Annotated in this window: 27 protein-coding genes and 1 tRNA gene; 16 read left to right on the plus strand and 12 right to left on the minus strand. The window is 60.3% G+C overall.

The window, feature by feature from the left end; all coding sequences use genetic code 11:
- Positions 1-9: 9 nt before the first annotated feature.
- From ACLB1Z_RS12940 to ACLB1Z_RS12970, 7 genes are all read right to left on the minus strand, one after another.
- Positions 10-414, minus strand: a complete 405-nt coding sequence (locus ACLB1Z_RS12940; RefSeq protein WP_024276005.1) for a GapR family DNA-binding domain-containing protein — start codon at positions 412-414, stop codon at positions 10-12.
- A 16-nt stretch (positions 415-430) separates the two neighbouring features.
- Entirely contained in the window at positions 431-742 is a 312-nt protein-coding gene (locus ACLB1Z_RS12945; protein WP_409560233.1) for a hypothetical protein, read from the minus strand.
- Entirely contained in the window at positions 702-1457 is a 756-nt protein-coding gene (locus tag ACLB1Z_RS12950) for a hypothetical protein (RefSeq protein WP_409560234.1), read from the minus strand. Before ACLB1Z_RS12950 ends, ACLB1Z_RS12945 begins: the two co-directional genes overlap by 41 nt.
- Complete coding sequence (locus tag ACLB1Z_RS12955) at positions 1457-1663, minus strand: hypothetical protein (RefSeq protein WP_409560235.1); 207 nt, start codon at positions 1661-1663, stop codon at positions 1457-1459. Before ACLB1Z_RS12955 ends, ACLB1Z_RS12950 begins: the two co-directional genes overlap by 1 nt.
- Positions 1660-1989, minus strand: a complete 330-nt coding sequence (locus tag ACLB1Z_RS12960; protein WP_409560236.1) for a hypothetical protein — start codon at positions 1987-1989, stop codon at positions 1660-1662. Before ACLB1Z_RS12960 ends, ACLB1Z_RS12955 begins: the two co-directional genes overlap by 4 nt.
- A complete protein-coding gene (locus tag ACLB1Z_RS12965; protein WP_409560237.1) occupies positions 1986-3119 on the minus strand; it encodes a MarR family transcriptional regulator in 1134 nt (377 codons plus the stop codon). The genes ACLB1Z_RS12960 and ACLB1Z_RS12965 overlap by 4 nt, the downstream gene beginning before the upstream one ends.
- A 122-nt stretch (positions 3120-3241) precedes the next feature.
- Positions 3242-3964 (minus strand): hypothetical protein, encoded by a 723-nt coding sequence (locus ACLB1Z_RS12970; protein WP_409560238.1) that lies wholly within the window; start codon positions 3962-3964, stop codon positions 3242-3244.
- Between the two features lie 73 nt (positions 3965-4037).
- On the opposite strand from ACLB1Z_RS12970, the gene ACLB1Z_RS12975 reads away from it, so the two are divergent.
- Together ACLB1Z_RS12975 and ACLB1Z_RS12980 are read left to right on the plus strand one after the other, a co-directional pair.
- Positions 4038-4328 (plus strand): hypothetical protein, encoded by a 291-nt coding sequence (locus tag ACLB1Z_RS12975; protein ID WP_409560239.1) that lies wholly within the window; start codon positions 4038-4040, stop codon positions 4326-4328.
- A gap of 210 nt (positions 4329-4538) precedes the next feature.
- Positions 4539-4757, plus strand: a complete 219-nt coding sequence (locus ACLB1Z_RS12980) for a hypothetical protein (RefSeq protein ID WP_409560240.1) — start codon at positions 4539-4541, stop codon at positions 4755-4757.
- A 74-nt stretch (positions 4758-4831) separates the two neighbouring features.
- Here ACLB1Z_RS12980 and ACLB1Z_RS12985 read toward each other — a convergent pair whose 3' ends face one another.
- The gene (locus tag ACLB1Z_RS12985) at positions 4832-5101 is read right to left on the minus strand and encodes a helix-turn-helix domain-containing protein (protein WP_409560241.1); all 270 of its coding nucleotides are present in this window, start codon (positions 5099-5101) and stop codon (positions 4832-4834) included.
- Positions 5102-5198: 97 nt separating this feature from the next.
- Between ACLB1Z_RS12985 and ACLB1Z_RS12990 the strand changes: the two genes are divergently transcribed.
- The 14 genes from ACLB1Z_RS12990 (at position 5199) to ACLB1Z_RS13055 (ending at position 12049) form a co-directional block, all read left to right on the plus strand.
- On the plus strand, positions 5199-5774 hold the full coding sequence (locus tag ACLB1Z_RS12990; protein WP_409560242.1) for a helix-turn-helix domain-containing protein: 576 nt from the start codon (positions 5199-5201) through the stop codon (positions 5772-5774).
- Positions 5775-5957: 183 nt separating this feature from the next.
- Positions 5958-6311 (plus strand): hypothetical protein, encoded by a 354-nt coding sequence (locus tag ACLB1Z_RS12995; RefSeq protein ID WP_155831236.1) that lies wholly within the window; start codon positions 5958-5960, stop codon positions 6309-6311.
- On the plus strand, positions 6308-6550 hold the full coding sequence (locus tag ACLB1Z_RS13000; RefSeq protein ID WP_409560243.1) for a hypothetical protein: 243 nt from the start codon (positions 6308-6310) through the stop codon (positions 6548-6550). Before ACLB1Z_RS12995 ends, ACLB1Z_RS13000 begins: the two co-directional genes overlap by 4 nt.
- Positions 6547-6960 (plus strand): hypothetical protein, encoded by a 414-nt coding sequence (locus tag ACLB1Z_RS13005; RefSeq protein ID WP_409560244.1) that lies wholly within the window; start codon positions 6547-6549, stop codon positions 6958-6960. Before ACLB1Z_RS13000 ends, ACLB1Z_RS13005 begins: the two co-directional genes overlap by 4 nt.
- On the plus strand, positions 6957-7199 hold the full coding sequence (locus tag ACLB1Z_RS13010) for a hypothetical protein (RefSeq protein WP_024276017.1): 243 nt from the start codon (positions 6957-6959) through the stop codon (positions 7197-7199). The genes ACLB1Z_RS13005 and ACLB1Z_RS13010 overlap by 4 nt, the downstream gene beginning before the upstream one ends.
- Positions 7199-7426, plus strand: a complete 228-nt coding sequence (locus tag ACLB1Z_RS13015; RefSeq protein ID WP_409560245.1) for a hypothetical protein — start codon at positions 7199-7201, stop codon at positions 7424-7426. Before ACLB1Z_RS13010 ends, ACLB1Z_RS13015 begins: the two co-directional genes overlap by 1 nt.
- Positions 7423-9204: a ParB/RepB/Spo0J family partition protein gene (locus ACLB1Z_RS13020; RefSeq protein ID WP_409560246.1), complete on the plus strand. Its 1782-nt coding sequence runs from the start codon at positions 7423-7425 to the stop codon at positions 9202-9204. Before ACLB1Z_RS13015 ends, ACLB1Z_RS13020 begins: the two co-directional genes overlap by 4 nt.
- A gap of 5 nt (positions 9205-9209) precedes the next feature.
- Positions 9210-9356, plus strand: coding sequence for a hypothetical protein (locus ACLB1Z_RS13025; RefSeq protein ID WP_409560247.1), 147 nt, complete (start codon positions 9210-9212; stop codon positions 9354-9356).
- On the plus strand, positions 9353-9613 hold the full coding sequence (locus ACLB1Z_RS13030; protein ID WP_409560248.1) for a hypothetical protein: 261 nt from the start codon (positions 9353-9355) through the stop codon (positions 9611-9613). Before ACLB1Z_RS13025 ends, ACLB1Z_RS13030 begins: the two co-directional genes overlap by 4 nt.
- Positions 9610-9867, plus strand: coding sequence for a hypothetical protein (locus ACLB1Z_RS13035; protein WP_024276021.1), 258 nt, complete (start codon positions 9610-9612; stop codon positions 9865-9867). Before ACLB1Z_RS13030 ends, ACLB1Z_RS13035 begins: the two co-directional genes overlap by 4 nt.
- Positions 9864-10130: a hypothetical protein gene (locus ACLB1Z_RS13040; RefSeq protein WP_024276022.1), complete on the plus strand. Its 267-nt coding sequence runs from the start codon at positions 9864-9866 to the stop codon at positions 10128-10130. Before ACLB1Z_RS13035 ends, ACLB1Z_RS13040 begins: the two co-directional genes overlap by 4 nt.
- Positions 10131-10135: 5 nt before the next feature.
- Positions 10136-10639 carry a hypothetical protein gene (locus ACLB1Z_RS13045; protein ID WP_409560249.1) on the plus strand — a complete coding sequence of 168 codons (504 nt, stop codon included), beginning with the start codon at positions 10136-10138 and terminating at the stop codon, positions 10637-10639.
- On the plus strand, positions 10636-10956 hold the full coding sequence (locus ACLB1Z_RS13050; protein WP_409560250.1) for a hypothetical protein: 321 nt from the start codon (positions 10636-10638) through the stop codon (positions 10954-10956). Before ACLB1Z_RS13045 ends, ACLB1Z_RS13050 begins: the two co-directional genes overlap by 4 nt.
- Positions 10943-12049, plus strand: a complete 1107-nt coding sequence (locus tag ACLB1Z_RS13055) for a tyrosine-type recombinase/integrase (RefSeq protein ID WP_409560251.1) — start codon at positions 10943-10945, stop codon at positions 12047-12049. The genes ACLB1Z_RS13050 and ACLB1Z_RS13055 overlap by 14 nt, the downstream gene beginning before the upstream one ends.
- Positions 12050-12064: 15 nt before the next feature.
- On the opposite strand, the gene ACLB1Z_RS13060 is transcribed toward ACLB1Z_RS13055, so the two are convergent.
- From ACLB1Z_RS13060 to ACLB1Z_RS13075, 4 genes are all read right to left on the minus strand, one after another.
- Positions 12065-12141, minus strand: a tRNA-Arg gene (locus ACLB1Z_RS13060).
- Between the two features lie 109 nt (positions 12142-12250).
- On the minus strand, positions 12251-13051 hold the full coding sequence (locus tag ACLB1Z_RS13065) for a glycosyltransferase family 2 protein (protein ID WP_409560252.1): 801 nt from the start codon (positions 13049-13051) through the stop codon (positions 12251-12253).
- Positions 13052-13387: 336 nt separating this feature from the next.
- On the minus strand, positions 13388-13648 hold the full coding sequence (locus ACLB1Z_RS13070; RefSeq protein WP_409560253.1) for a GlsB/YeaQ/YmgE family stress response membrane protein: 261 nt from the start codon (positions 13646-13648) through the stop codon (positions 13388-13390).
- Positions 13649-13869: 221 nt separating this feature from the next.
- Complete coding sequence (locus tag ACLB1Z_RS13075; protein ID WP_409560254.1) at positions 13870-16287, minus strand: TonB-dependent receptor family protein; 2418 nt, start codon at positions 16285-16287, stop codon at positions 13870-13872.
- Between the last annotated feature and the right edge of the window lie 85 nt (positions 16288-16372).

The raw sequence follows: 16372 nt of genomic DNA on the forward strand, positions 1-16372 counted from the left end.
CGAACCGCCTCAATGCTTCGTCTTGTCGGAGCGTGATCGGCCGCGCGGTTTGCCGTCACTTTTCTTTTTCTTTTCGGATTTGGTTTCCGGCTCGGCCTCGGCGCGCTCCTGCACGATCTTGCTGATGGCTTCGATATCCGTCGACAGCCCAACCGCCTTGCGGGCTGCTTCGACCTCGGCTTCATAGACCAGCTTGTCGAGGAACTTTTCCGGATCGTCGCGAAGCTCCTTCACGATCTGCTTAATCAGCTTGACGTTCAGGCCATCCGATTTGTCTTCGGTGTCGTAATCTTTCAGCGTTTTCGCCAGCCCATCCGCCTGCTCGAACAGATCGACGCGCCGCTGTACGCGATCCTTAAAGACCGGACCGGAATTGTCGCCGATGCCCGGCGCGCTTTCGTAATCGTCGCTCATTAGTGCCCCCGTGGTTTCAGCCGATGCCGCGCATCATCGCGTTGCGATACGTGCCGCGCGGCTTCGTCGGCGTACCTGCGGCGCGGACCTTCTTTTCGATTTCGTAGGCGAGATCGCCGACGCTCGGCAGACCGCGGAAGATGCGCAGGTGCTCGCCTTCCTCGTACCGGCCGTTCCAGTTTTGCTTTGCCAGCGCATCCTTCTCGATCGCGATGCGCAGGTTCGTCGCCTCGCGCAGATACCGCTTGCGCAGGCCGCGCAGCGAGAACGTCACCGCCATCGCGCGCTTAAGCGGCTTTCCGTCTTTGTCTTTTGCGCTGTAGTTCACCCGATATCTCGGGACGCGCTTCTTCTGCCGTGTGTGAAGCTGTGCCATTGGCCCCTCTTTTCAGCTTGCGGATTTTTTCGCGGATATCGGCGTGCACTTCGTCCGGCGCGCGGCCGTAGCGCATCTGTCGTCCGAGCGTGTTGCGCCAGTCCCAGATGAACCACGCATGATCTTCGCTCGGACCGTTGACCTTGCCGTTGGCGTCGAGCTTCGGCTCGAACCACCAAATGCGGTCGACGAGCGTGATTTTCATTCCCCACGCCGGATGCTCGTCGAAAATGTCGGCGCGCGTCTTCGCGCTATCGAACTTCACGCCGAGCAACATCGCGACGAGCCCGCGGCGTTCCTTCGTGAGCGCTAGCGCGCGGCGCACGAACTTTTCGGCGAGGCCGTCTTTGTACGGCGGGTTCGTGATGATCGCGTCGAACTCGAATGGCAGGAACGGCTGCTGTCCGAGGAAGTCGCCGACGAGCATCCGATCCGGAGCGAACAAATTATTGTCCTCGGGAACGTGAATGTCGGACGCAATAACCTTCAGGCCGTGCGCCTGCATTTCGGCGACCATCTGGCCGGTGCCTGCGGCCGGTTCCCACACGGTTGATCCCGACCAAAAGCGCGGCCCCAGAACCTCTTTCAGCATCGCGCCCGTCACCCAGCGCGGCGTGTTGTAGGCATCGCGCTCAACGCGCTCGTATCCGGACTCCCGCTGCGCCATCAGCAACGACCTCCCGTCTGCGCGAGACCGAGCAGCATCAACTCGCCATGCACGATGCGGCCGATCTCTGTGACGATAGTCATCAACACCTGTTGCTGCACCGGGGTCGTGTAGGTCGCGTTCGAAAAGATCAGCGATGCGCGCACGTCGGCGAGCGTGCGATCGAGGTGCGCTTCGAACGTCTCGCCGCCCTTCCGCTGCATCACGACACTGCCTTTCGTGCCTTCATTGCTGCATCGAGGTCGGCGCGCGCCTTGGACGCGACACGCCGCAACGCGTTCTGCGCACCAACTGCAGTCACCGTCCGCTCGGCGCTCTTGCAGGCGTCGATCAGCATGCGCATTTCGAGCAGGTCGACAGTCTGCGTCTCGACGGGCTCGTCGATCGGCGCGGGCAGAAACTTCGCGAACCGGGCGCGCATCTGCGCCTCGTAGCCGGTGGCGACTAGCAGCCGCGCGATGCTTTCGAACGCCTCAAGGGCTTCGTTGAGCGGTTCCTCTCGCTCGATTTCGTTTGTGGGTTTCACGGTCATGCCGCGGCCTTTCGCGTTTCGATCCAAATGTCCGACACACCGGGAAACACCGCATTCATTGCGGCCCGGAACTGAGAACTCAGGTTCGTCTCGACGTGGCGCTTGGCCCAATCGGCATGCGTTGAGACGCGCGCGACGATCTTCCCGGCGGGGTTCGGTTCGGTGATGCGATCGAGGGCGAACGTCGAAAAAACCTGCCGCGTGGTGTCGGCGCCGATCATCTTTTCGAGTTCAGCCAGCACCGCCGGCCAGTTGCGCATAAGCTCGGCATCGCCCTCGCATTTGCGCGGCAGCGGCCGGTGAGCGATGGCGGTCTTGACGGCGGTTTCGATATCGGACGGCTTCACCGTCGATTTGCGTCGTTCGAGCAGTTGATCGAGGATCTTGCGACCTTCGTCCACGCCGAGCCCCTTGGCGGCAATCCACCGTGCGAGCGACTGGACGGCTCCGACGAGGCTCGGGGCATCGAGGTGGCGCATGCGGATCAACGGCGCCAGGAAATCGACGAGCACCGATTGAAAGGCCTCGTCGTCGGGGCGCTCGGCGGAAACCGCGACGAGCACTTCCTCAATTTCGTTCGAAGGCATCGCCCGCCCCCTTCGCCCCCTTGGGGGCTTTGGGGGAGAGGGATCTCCCGATCTCTGATCTTTCTTTTGTGTCTTTATAGGTGACACAGGTGTCACCTGGGACCTGACACACGTGTCATCTATGGATGACACTGCGGCATTCTGTGACGTGTCATCTATGGATGACACCCTCCCTTCGTCGACTTTCGGTTCGGGTGACAACTTCACCGGCGCAGGCTTCTCGGGCTTGTCGATCAGCAGGCGATAGAGGCAAAGCGCGGTGTTCGTTTCCGCCTGCGATTTCTTCTCGACGTAGCCCCACGCGACGAGCTGCTTAATCGCGCCGTTGAGCGCCGGGCGCGCGTAGTTCCAGCGCTCCGCCGTCGCCTTCTGGCTAAGCTCGGTCCAGCCGTTGTTGTTGTTGACGCGTCCGAGGTAGACGAGCAGCCGCAGATGCACGAGCGTCAGCCGCAGATCGTCCGCGGCGCGCGCTGGCATGAAAGAATAGCGGGCGTCGTCCCAATCGGTGATCCGCTGGACCCGCTGTCGTTCTTCCCCCGTCACAAGACAAACCTCTCCCGTGCGGAGAAACACGGTCTCCGCGCGTATTTCGAAATTTCTGGAACTCACCCCGAAACTAAAAATCCGCCCGCCGAGCCCCCTCGGCGAGCGGTACGCAACATTCCTTAAGCGGCCACGTCAAAGACAGGCGCATCCACGCCCAAGCCCTTGTTCTGCGGCTCTATTTCGTTTGCTCGCGTCCGCTGTGGATGTGGCCGGACGCCACCGTCTAACCGCGCCTTGGGCATGCGCATCCGATGACGGGCCTCGGCATCCTTCAGCGCCCGTTTGTGCTTCGCGGCGGCCAATTCTTCGGCGGTCGGGATGCGATATATGGTGGCTCGCCCTTGCGAGCGCGCCGCGGCGCGCAGATGCCGGAACGTATCGTTTTTGTCGATGTAGGCGCGCCGCTTCTCGACTCCGAGTTCAACGGTGAGCAATGACAGGAACGTGCCTCGGCTAAGTTCCTCGTAGCGTTCTTCCCAAGCGAAGTCCTTGAAGACGTCGTAAGCACCGGAGGACGTATGCCATCCGGAATAACCTTGCGAGATCATCCAAGCGATAAACCGCTCCATGATTTTCTCGTCGGCAATGCCGCTCTTGCGCAGATGCACCGGCCGCAGCGCGAAGCGTGCGGGAATTTCGGTCGTCCAATCGTCCCGGTCAGCGGCAGGCGCGTCAGCTTTCTGGGCCTCTTCCGGCATCCGAGGCGGCGTCAGCACGGGCTCGATGTGCGGAGCGGGCGCGGCTGTGGCCTTGAGCTTCGCCGGGAAGCGCCGCAGAAGGATCTGCCCGAACCCCGCGAGCGTGACACCGGCAAAGCTGACTTGCGTGAATAGCTCAAGCATCGATTGCCCCTTTCGAAACGTCGCCGCGATCTGGAATCGCGCTAGAAGCCCCCGGAACGTCCGGAGACAGAGAATGATCAAACGCACTGCCGGTATCTGCTGGTACAGCAAGGAGAACTATCCCCGCGTCCTCGCCGTCATGGCCGACGCCGACGTCTTGCCGCGCAACTTCCACAAGTGGCTGAAACAGGCCGAGACCAGCGAGAAGCACTTCCGCGCGCAAGGCTGGATCATTCACAGGGTCGATCTCGATCCGGACGCATTCCTGCGCTGGTGCACGGAGCGAAACGTCGACGCCAACGCAGATGCTCGTATGGCCTTCGCCAACGATGCCGTCGCCCGGCTGAACGGAAACGCGCGCTAAGATGCGCGTGCCCCGTTGATCATCAATGTCGCGTTGTTCGAGCATTCTTTCCCCTTTCCCTCCCCAGCGCCGCCGCGTGGTGTAAATACGCGGCGGCGCGATCGAGAAGGAAACGACCGTGGCAAGGACGCAAAGCAACTAACGCAACAACACCCGGCGGCTGGATCGCCGAGGAATCGGGCTAGGCCTGGGGGGCGAAAAGGAGATCCCATGCCGACACCCAATGAAGTTTTCACCGAAGCCCTGATTGCCCAGAACCTCGCATTCCAAACACTCGTCGCAACGCTCGAATACCAAGGAGCCATCCCAACCGGAGTTGTTCGCGACGCGATTGAGCGACTGATTGAAAATCTTGGCGCCGGCAGCGAATACAAACTTGCCCATCTGAACGAGATACTTCGCGGGCTGCCTCAGAAGCCGCCCGCCTAACTGCATCTTCACCGGCTCGCATTCCGTCGCGCAGGACTTTGATTAAGCGTTCGCCTTCGCGGCGGTTGCTGCGCCTAAACATGATCCAGCGCCTCCGCCGCACCATTGACCGACGACGTCGCCGGCGCATTCACCGCCAGCGTTGGCAGGTCGTAGAAGTCGTTCGGCTGAACCTCGCCGTTGGTGACGACGTAGATTTTCACCATCGCGTCGCGACCAGGAATACGCTCGCCGGTGCAGTACCTTTGCACAACGCTATGACTGCGTCCGATGCGATCGGACATAGCCATGTAAGTTACTTTTTCCCTTGTCATCCAACGACGGAGCTTCATCAGCGAATCCATTTTTCCACATTTTCTTCCAATTAGGGAAAATTGGTCAAGCTGTTTATTTTCCTGTCTGTCCGTTTCGGATTATGAGCGCCAAAGCCAAAATGGGCTCATGGTGCATAATCGCGTACGAGAAATCAGGAAATCCAAGAAGTTAACGCTGATGCAGGCAGCGGAACGGATTGGCATTTCGCATACACATTTAGGACGCATCGAAACCGGCGTCCGCGGCCTATCAATAACGATGGCGAAGCAGATCGCTCGCGGTCTGCAATACGAAGATCTAGGCTATCTTCTCGGATTGGAAGCAGGGGAAGATATTGCCGGAACTGATTTTTTTGGCGATGCAGAGCCGTACGAGGACACCGAACTTGTTCCTCTCTCTCCAAAAATACAGGGTGAGCGGTGGCGCATAATCCAACCTCGGCTCGACCTGATCGGACTTCCTGAGCGCGCAATCGCGTTCGTCGATACATCAGCCGAGGCGATTGCCTCGCTAAAGGGTTTGGAGAAGGTCCTTGCCGACCTGCCATCAATCGACGGGAAATCCATCGTCGTGGTTCGACAGTTTCTTCCACCCTGCCTGCTTGTGACAAATTCAAGCGGTATCAACGAGTTGCCGCTAAACGTGCGCGAAGGAGATGCTGCTATCCGCGGCGTCATTCGGGCACACATCGTCGTCGACTAAGGCATCTTTCCCGCATTTTTCCGCCTCGGACCACGCCGGTGCGACGCACCTAGGCGCATTGTGACGCCCCGTGACGCGCAATGTTTCGCGCAAATTTCCCACCTTGGCATTTTTTCTTGTCAAACTAGGCCAATTAGGAATAATCCGATCTCGTGAGTGCATGCGTTCTCCCGAGGGCGGGCAATGGAAGAAATCAGAGCACGAGAGGAAATGGCGGCGGGCGCGATAGCGGCCGATCGTCGGGAACCGTTTCAGCGTTACACGACGCGCCGCTGGCAGCGGGGTTTCACCGACCGCAAGCGCGTGATGCTCGCCGAGGAAATCGGCATCGAGCACTACCAGATTTCGTTGCCGTTATTCGAAGCGCTCGCCGCTGTTTGCAAAGCGATCCGCACCAAGGGCGATAGCGCCTCCGATCTCGCGCAGGCGATCGCGTTCCGCGTTCTTGAAGGCGAGGATCTGTCGCTTGAGTTGGCGTTCGACCCGAACGCGCCGAAAGCCGTTGCTGCCACGCGCACCACGAAGGTGCCGGCATGACGCGGCGCGATACCAGCGCCGATGCCTTCGAGGCCTTCGTTCGCGGTACGGACCTCCCGTCCGTCACCCTGGACGGTCGGGATATGCGCACGATCCAGCAGGCGCTTGAGGAAGCCGACACAGCGCTTCGGCATGCGGAAACGTCGAAGGTTTCTTACATCAGCCGCGCCGCGCGCTCGGCACGCGCGAGCGTGCAACACGCATGGGCCATCGTCAAACCAAAGGCGGGCGGACGATGAGCGAGACGCCGCGCGCCATAGTTCCGCTGCGCATTCAGGCCGACGAGGCCCATCGCGAACTGGCGATGCGGCACCGAGTTTATCCGGGCCAAGTGAAGCGCGGGAAGATGACCGAGGCGGAAGCCCAGGTCGGCTATGACGTGATGCGGGCGATCCGCGACACACTCCGCTTGTTCGCGGAATACGAAACCGAGATCCGTTCCGCGCTCCGCAATGCGATCGAGGCACGTCGCACGCTCGAAAGCGATCCCGTCGCGCAAAGCATCGCGAAGGAACTGGACGCGCGCGCCGTCGAAGTGCGCGAGCGCGAGGAACAATTCGAATTCATGGAGCCGGGCTCAGAAGGCAGCGGCGGATTAGTTGGAGTGCCCCCCTCCGACCGTCTCGCGGGAGAGGGTCCGGCTCCATGAAACCACACGAATTGCTGGCCGACGCGATCGAGGCGTGGCTCCAAAACGAAATCACCAAAGGCACGCCGCCCGCGTCGCTCGGCGATGCTCTCGGGAATGGCGTCGGCCTTGGCATTCAGCGGTTCGTCGCGGTCGCAGCAAAGCGTGGACACGAAAACGATGCCGCGCTGTCGATCGCAAAACGCGCCCTCAAGGTCGCGATCTACGCAACACCCAAAGGCACGCTCACGGAGCACTAATGGCAATCGTCACCGTCATCGTTCGCGCCACGTCGGCAAGAGGCATCGCGCTCTATCAGGGCGCAACGCGCGAATACGTCGACGAGTCCACCGGCGAAATCCTCGAAAAAGAGCACTGGCATTGGGTCGCGCAAAAATTTGTTGAGCGTATCGACGGGCCACAGAGAGGGCGGCCCGAGCGGGTGAAGCTGCCGGATTGGCTGGCACAAAAAGAGGGGTTGATATGAGCGAGTTAAAGATGGTGCCGTTCTCGAAGTTGACGGCATCCGACGAGATCAACGCGCGCGCAAAAAGCAAGGAAGGCATCGACGAACTCGCGGCGTCGATTGCGGCGAAGGGTCTTATTCAGCCGCTCGCGGTGCGAGCAGGCGACGGCGGCAAGTTCGAAGTTATCGACGGGCGGCGGCGCTTCATGGCGCTGCAGAAGCTTGTCAAGGACGGAGCAATGAAGCGCACCGAGGGCGTGCCGGTTCTTGAACGCGATGACGACGACACTGAGGCGCTTGAGACGTCGCTAATGGCGAACACCGTGCGCCTGCCCATGCACCCGGTCGACCAGCACATCGTGTTTGATCGCCTTGTTAGTCAGGGAAAATCGGAAGCGGAGATCGCCGCTCGGTTCGGCATCGGCGAGCGGATCGTCAAGCAGCACCTGGCGCTCGGTCGCCTCGCGCCGTCGATCCGCGACGCGTGGAAGAAAGACAAGATCAGCCCCGACGTCGCGAAAGCTTTCGCGCGACACGGCAACGTCGAGGTTCAGGAAGCAATTTGCGAGAAGCTTCGCAAGGATCACGGCGGCTATCGCTTCGGCGTGCATCAGGTCACGCATGCGCTTTCGGATCAGCGTATCGCGCTCGCTGCCTGCTTTCCGATCAAGGTCATCGGGCTTGATGCTTACCTCGCAGCCGGCGGCAAGATCAGCGACGATCTGTTTGACGACCAGAAATACGTCGACGACGTGCCGCTGGCTCAAAAGCTCGTCGACGACAAGGCGGCCGCGAAATGCGCCGAGTTGCTGGCGGACGGTTGGGCCTTCGCGATGCCCGAGAGCGAGGTTCAGCAAAAGTTCGGTTACGGCTGGGAAAGCTGGGACAACGTCAAGGACATGCCGCCCGACGACCCCTTCGATATTGCTGCCGCTTTCGATCCCTCGATTTGGTCGGCCGATGAAAAGGCAGCGTCCGGCTGCATCGTCGAAATCCTGAGCAGCGGAGAGTTTCACGTCAACGCCGGCATGATCTCGCCCGCCGGCTGCGCTCAAAAGGCGCTCGACGCCTACGAAAGCGATGACGAAGACGGCGAAGATTTCGGCGGCGATGACGACGCTCCCAGCGCCGCCGCTGAAGCTAACGACGACGAGTCCGACGGCGCAGGCATATCCGCCACGCTGATGCGGACACTCACCGAAACGCTTACGCTCGTTGCGTCGGCCACGATGCAGCGCCAGCCTGATTTGGCCTTGCGCGCGGCCGTTACGTCTCTCGTCTGCCGTGGCGGCTTTACCGGAAATCCGGTCAAGCTATCGGCCAACGGTTGGCCGGAACACGCCCGGCCGCTTTCGGCGGCCCAGATTGCGAAGTTCTCCGACACTTTCGCGGCGTTCAGTGCGGCCACGAACGAGGACCTTCTCCGAAATCTTGCCTGTCTTGTCGCTGATGCGCTGGACTTGCGGAGCTTCGGCAGCGCCGCTCCGAACGCGAACGATAAGGCGCTGATCGCGGCTCTGGACGGCGCGATCTTCACCGCCGAGGCGCGCCGGTACTTCAACGCCTCCGACTACTTCACGCGTATCAAAAAGGCGCTTGTTCTCGATGCCATCGACGAAATGCGCGAAGGCGGCTTCGGTGACGGCATTGCGCCGGAAGACGTTCTGGCTGGCATGAAGAAATCCGAACTCGCATCGGCCGCCGCGGATCTCGCCATCAAATGCGGCTGGCTTCCGCCCGAGCTTCGCCATCCGAGCTACGCGCTCGGCGCGGTGAAGATCGCTGTCGCTGCGGAGTAGCTTTGATGGCGAAACGAGGAATAACGCCGTGCGCCCAGCGCATTCGTCGAATGATCAGCGGCGCAGTCGGTCCGCTGATCATCTTCGCGATCGCCGGCGTCGCCTTCGAGACGCTGTGGCTGCTCGCGAAGTGGCTTGAGGCGAAGCCATGAACCCAGCCACCGAAGCTCACCACCTTACGCTCCGCGCAGGTCTACAGCCGATTTGGACCATATACGAGCGGCCAACGGATTATCCGAACGGCTTCATTGCCCGCCTGTTCGTTCACGGTCCGGGCATCTTCGGGCCGTCGCTTGAAACCGTCAAAGGCGCGAAGCTTCAGGAGGTCCGCGACGGACTTCCTGAAGGCCTCTTTTGCATGCCCCGCTTTCCGGAAGATGACCCCAAAATCGTAGAGGTTTGGATATGATCGGAGCGACTTCGAAGAAAGCGCGCATTGTCCGTTCGCTGTCCCGCGGCCTTTCAATCGACAAATGCGCCCGACTGGCGGGGACAACGCTCGGCTATGCCCGCATCGTCAGCAGCGAAGCGGGCTTGTCGAAACGTCGCTTTGTCAGCGGTCCGCCTAAGTTGCCCCCAGTCGAAGATCCTGACATTGCCGCCCGGCGCACGCACGTCGAGCGTCAGAAGGCCCTGTTCCGGATGGGGGCTCGGCAGTCATGACCTTCCGCTCGATCTATTGGGACGACAAAGACGCGCGGCTGAAAGGCTTTTCCTCGGTGACGAAGGACAGCACCGTTGCGGTCCTGAAAATCGAAATCGTTGTGCGCGATACTTACCGTCTCAGCGCGCTTCTGGACGGGCTTGCCGAAATCAAACGCGAGCAGGCCGCGGCCGACAAAGCAGCCGCTGCGGAAGTGAAGCGTCCAAAACGGCGCGCGATTGAGAACAAGCCGCCCCTACTTCTGACATTTCGCGAGGATTGACCGGCATGCCGAAACTTCGTTTCACCGCCGACGACGCGCAGCGCGCCTCGGACGATTGGGGCGCAAACTGCGGACCCGGCGCGATCGCCGCGATCATGGGTATGACACTCGACGAGGTCCGGCCGCACCTGGGCGACTTCGAAGCCAAGCGCTACATGAACCCGACCCTGATGCGCGAAGTTCTCGACCGCATCGGCCGCGGTTATTTCTACATGAAGCCGCCGCTGGCATGGCCGCAGTACGGCCTCGCCCGCATTCAATGGCATGGTCCGTGGATGCTGGACGGCGTGCCGATCGGCGCGCGCTATCGCATGACGCATTGGGTCGCGTCGCACCGCACCGCCCAGCGCGGCATCGGCATTTTCGACATTAACGCGATAGCGTCGGGCGGATGGATTTCGCTCAACGATTGGGCCGGAACGCTCGTTCCGTGGCTGCTCAAAGAGGCCGTGCCCCGCGCTGACGGCCAATGGTCGATCACCCACGCAATCGAGGTCAGCCGGGCATGACACAAGCTGCATTGAAACGCCGCTCCAAGGGCTCCGCACGTGAAAAGCTAGCCGCCGCGGGCATCATCCCGCGCGGCCTCTCGCTCGACGAGGCGGCGGCTTATGTAAACCTTTCGCCGAAGTCGTTTCTTGCCGAGGTTGATGCGGGCCGATACCCTGCCGCGCTACCGCACAAAGCGGACCGGCTCATATGGGATCGGCGCGCGCTCGATCGGGCGCTCGATCGGATTTCGGGCCTCATTGGAGAGATGAGCGAGGGCGTTCACATCTCGAACGCCGCGGCGATGGACGAAGCGATCGAGAATGCCGTCATCTAAGCTGCCCAGGTATGTTTGGAGACGAAAGGACCGCAAGGGCCGGTGGAATTATTATTTCCGCTATCAGGGCACGTTCCAGCGTCTGCCCGATGATCCGGACAGCGCAGAGTTCCATATCCGCTACGGGCAACTAAAGGCCAACATCGAGCGCGAACCGACGGCCGGCGCCGTTACCGTTCGCGCAGGGACGCTGGCCGCGCTTATTCGCGATTTCAAAGAAAGTCCGGAGTTCGCCAAGCTCGGCGAAAAATCGAAGGTCTATTATCGGTTTCAGCTTGATCGGCTGTCTTCGCTCGGCCCGTTCGCCGCCAAGGATATCGGCCGGGCGCAGATCTTGAAACTTCGCGACAAGATTTCCGCTCGGGGCTATCGGACGGCCGACCAGTTCATTCAGGTCGCTAGCCGGCTTTTTACGTTCGGCATCGATCGCGAGGTCGTCTTTAAAAACCCCGCCGCTGGCGTGAAAAAGTTGAATGATGAGGAAAGCTATCTGCCTTGGAGCGACGACGAGGCAAAGAAATTCGAGGAATCGAAGCCGCCGCAATGGATGATGACGGCCTATATGCTCGGCCGCTGGACCACACAACGGCGCGGCGACATTCTCAAGATGACGCGCGACCAATACGACGGCGCGGCGATAAGCATTCTCCAAGGCAAGACGAAAAAGGCGAAGGACGCCGACGTCCTGGTGATCGCTTGCCATTCGGAGTTGAAAAAGTACCTCGACGCGCTGTCGATCGAGGTCGGGCTGTTGGTGCCGGGTCCGAAGGGCCAATGGGATGAAAGCGCGTTCTCAAAGCAGTTTCGCGCGCACCTCGACGGCATCGGCCTGCAACATCTGAATTTCCACGGGCTGCGCCACAAGACGGCAACCGAGCTTGCGGAAAGCGACGCAACCGACGCGGAGATCATGGCCGTTACCGGGCATTCGACGACCGCGATGGTCCGCAAATACACGCGGCGCGCCCGCCAGAAGAAACTGGCGGCGTCGGCGATGGCAAAGCTTGAGCGTCCCGCCGGAACGCCGCGAGAACATGAAAGTGAGACACAGCCTGAAAAAAGTGAGACACAGAGGTCTGAAAAAGACGCGTAACATATTGAAATTATTTGGCGATCCCGGCAGGACTTGAACCTGCGACCCTCTGCTTAGAAGGCAGATGCTCTATCCAACTGAGCTACGGGACCGTGCGCGGCTGTTCTATAACCGCAATTGGCGGCGGGGTGGAAGACTTCTTATTGGTCGATGGTCGTTCCGTGCGCCGCCGTCGCTGGGATGGCTGCTCACAGCGGAAATTCAGGCCGCGGGCGCTTCCGGCGCTGGCATCCGTCTGGTCTTGTGACCCGCCTCGCCCCAGATCCGATAGATTTTCAGGAAGCGGTACCAAGCCTGAATTGAAGCGTACCGGAGACCGGTAAAGCCGCCCATGCAGTGACGGCGAACAATGTAGTACTTGAAGAAATTCATCGGCAGCTCCGTAAACAACCGAAGCGAGACCGATCCAGTTGTAGTCACATCGGAGTTCTCAACGAGAAGCCAGGTGCGGTCATTCAACTTGCGCTTCATGTCAGGGAACGAGCGCATCGAATAATGATGCATCGGCGCCCGCAATTGGCCGACCGGGTAGTCGTCAGTCACGACGGCATCGTGAATGTTGGATTGGCGAAAGCGCACGAAGCGGCGATCGTAAAGACGCACGTACCAATGATCGCGCGCGAACAGACGAGGCTTGGAGGCCGACGGATAGACCATTTGCAGCGGCATGCCGTACGCCACGAATTTCGGATCGCCGCCGGTGAAGACGTCAAGGATCTCACGCTCCAATGCAGGCGTGACGACCTCGTCGGCATCGACATTGAAAACCCAATCGTTGCGGCACTGCTCCTCGGCAAAGCGTTTTTGACCGCCAAAGCCGAGCCAACGCTGCGTGATCACGCGGGCGCCCTCCGCAAGCGCAACGCTGACGGTGTCATCGGTGCTCTCGCTATCGACGACAACAACCTCGTCCACCCACGGCCGGACCGAGCGAATGGTGCGGCCAATCCGGTCGGCTTCGTTTTTCGAAATGATAAAACAGGAAACCGGAGCCCTGCGCATGCTGTTGTATTTGGTCACTGGGGAAGCAATCCGACTGGCGTTTTAAAGACTGCCATTTTTCACTTCAGGGCCGCGACGCTGGCATTCGTGATGCGTCGGGTGCCGTGAGCGCAAGCGGCGACCTTGACCCTAAATCATGATTATTTTCGGACGAAGGATTTTCTTATTTTTCAAAAATGTGCATGCCTGGCTCGCAGATGCTGCGGCTGCAGCCGCGCCTGTCAGCCAGTCCCAGCCGAGGTACTGCAATCGCGGCTTCAATGTTTAACGGGCAGGGCCGCCCGTTGTCTCCCCCGAGTGACGAGCGGCCCGCGGTGTCGTGGTGAGTTCCCTTCGCTACGCTCGTTTCACGAGCCGCAAGACAAAGAGCAGAATGATAGCGCCGATGGCGGCTGCGATGATCTCGCCGAGAACGCCGCCACCCAGCCGGAGACCGAGAAACGGAAACAACCAACCGGCAATAACCGCGCCGATGATTCCGACGACGATATCACCGAGCAATCCGAATCCGCCGCCACTCATGATCTGCCCTGCCAGCCAACCGGCCGCGGCGCCGATCAAGAGCCAGATAATCAATGCCATTAAGGTGGGATCCATTTTTTCTCTCCCGTTCAGCACGCGCACGAATCGAAATGAGAATTATGATCTGCGTCAAAACGACTGCTGGCAAGTTCGACCTGCGATTGCGCAGACGCGCGGAGGCGATTCGCGTCACATCCAGGTGAAGCATCGACATAGGAAGGTACGCCGTCGCGGCGCGCGTCCGCGGCGGCATTCGGATTGTGAGGCCTCGCCCAGGATCATCCGGAGGCGTAGCGTCAAAACTTCAGCTTAATGCCGCCATAGTACGTGCGCGGTGCGCCGGCGTAGATCGAGCCGGATATAGCGGCCAGATCGTCTGCTCCCGCCCCCACGCGATCGGTGATGTTATTTGCCGAAGCGATATAGGTTTCGTTGAACACGTTCTGGACTTCGAAGTAGGCCATCAGCGACTTGATCGGACCACCGCTGAGATCTTTGTTGTAGTGAACGTTGAGATTTACCAAGTCGTACCCAGGTGCCTTCAAGAGGTTGGCGTTCTCCATGAAGAAGCTGTCGTGCCATTCGTATTCGGCATACGCACCGACGCCTTTGAATGCGCCGGCCGGCACATCGTAACTCAGGCGCGTTGACACCTCGTTCGGTGCGACGCCGGGGATTTTATTACCGTCGCGGCTGACGGCCGCCGTCGCGCCGGAAAGGCGCTCGGCATAGTCGGTATAGATCTGGTCGTCGAACGTATACGACGCCGTCAGCTTGAAGCCATGCCCCAGCGCGATGTTCGCTGACGCTTCTATGCCGCGATGTTCCGAAGCCGGTGCGTTAAATGAGAAGTTGGGAAGTCCTGGCCCCGGCGACTGAGAAACAAGTTCATTCCGGAAGAATTCGTAGAAGCCCGTGACGCTGAGCACAACGCCCGGTGCCGGCGTCCAATCTGCGCCGACATCGAAGCCAACGTTGGTCTGCGATTTCAGCTCAGTGTTGTTGCCTGGCAGTCCTTCGGGCGTGACAAAGAGGTTCGAAAACTGCGGTGTGCCGTAGCCTGTTCCGACGCGTGCCCGCCATTGCCATTCGCGGGTTGGCGCGTAGACGACGCCCAATTCGGGCGCGACGTTCGTCAAGTCGCGATCGGCTGAAACGAAGTTCGTTTTCTTGATCGTTCCGTCAGTATTGTAGACGTAGCCAATCTGAGAACCATCGAGCGATGTTCGTTCCACGGTTGCGCCCGCGACAACGGAAAAATCATCTGTCAGCTTCACTTCCTGGCGGGCACGCGCGCCGACGTTCATCGTCGAACCGGTCTGCTCCGATTGCAACAGGCCGCGCTGTGCGCCGCCACCCGGCGCGATGTTGAACGTTTTGCCATCGACGGGCAGGTAGTTCCAGAACGCTCCGAGGTAGCCCAGCGTGGGCAGGCCGGCGACGGTCGAACGGTGCGTCACGCCGGAAATGACGTTGTAGGAGAGATAATCGCCGACGGCGCTCGTCGTACCGGTCGGCTGGTTGATGTTGCGATCGTCGACCACAACTTGCGTCTGTAACGCCGTTGCCGCATCGAAAGCATGGTCCCAGCGGAAGCCGCCAATCGTGCGGCGGTCATCCCGTCCGGCGCCTGCCTGCTCGGCGGTTTGCGGGACACCAGAACTGGTATTGCCGGTCGCGGAGAACTTATTCGTTGCGCAGCCGTCGGCGGCTGTCGCCGCCGTTTGGCAGCCCTTCTGAAACGGGTTCTGATTGAACTGCTGCAACGACGTGCGAAACGGCAATTCCGTGTCCACGTTGTTGTTGATGAATTTGAAGGTGAACTTGTCGGTCGAGGACGGTTGATAGGTCATCAACGCATTGACGGTCTGAGTATTGAAGCCGCTGTAACCGAAGTAGCCGTCGCCGCGAACGTCGCTGGTAAAGACGGAGGCTTCCCAGTTGTCACCCTTCTTGCCGCCGATAACGTAATTGTTGAGGTAATTGAAGCTGCCGACGTCCAGGCCGTATTCGACGCCGTCGATCACGCCGCCCGGATAGGTTCGAAAATTGATGGCGCCTCCGGTCGCGTAGTTACCGAAGAGGGCCGACGACGGGCCGCGCCAGACATCGACACCTGCGTAGGCGTGCGGATCGATGAGGTCGCTGCGGGAAAGGCCATCCGGCTGCGTAACCGGAAATCCGTCATCGAGGACAACGATATTGCGTATCCCGAAACCATTTCTGGCGTTCGATCCGCGGATGGAAATACCCATGTCTCGGGGACCGTTGCCCTGCTTCAGCGAAACGCCAGGAACGTCGTCAAGAATATCGTCGACGGAGAACACGGGTGTGTCCTCGTAATACTTCATGCTTACCGAGGTCGCAGTTTGAGCACCTGCGCCGGAGGCTCCCGGCACAGCGGCCACATTGGCTGAGGGTGTGCCCGGATTGCCGATGAATGGGCTTGCACCTGAGCCAGCCTGCAATGTTCCGGCGAATTGGTCGGTCGACGTCGGCGCGGCCGCAGGCAAAGGTTGAGGTGCTTTCGCGGTCACCTTCTGTTGGGCGATGCGCTTTGGTTTTGGCTTCTCAGCTGCTTGCTGCACTTTTTGCGATTTAAGTTGCTCGATGTTGACGTCGGGAAGCTGGACGGACGACGCCGGATTCGCATCCTGAGCGTGTGCGCATGGCGCTGCGGCAAAGCATGACAGCACCGTCGACGCGGCTGCCATGCCAATGCGTATCGGAGCCGCGCTGGTGCGAGGCTTGAAGATTTGCATAACGAAAATTCCACTCTGATATCAGACTTACGAACGC

The sequence above is a fragment of the Hyphomicrobium sp. MC8b genome (assembly GCF_905067615.1).
Lineage (GTDB): Bacteria > Pseudomonadota > Alphaproteobacteria > Rhizobiales > Hyphomicrobiaceae > Hyphomicrobium_B.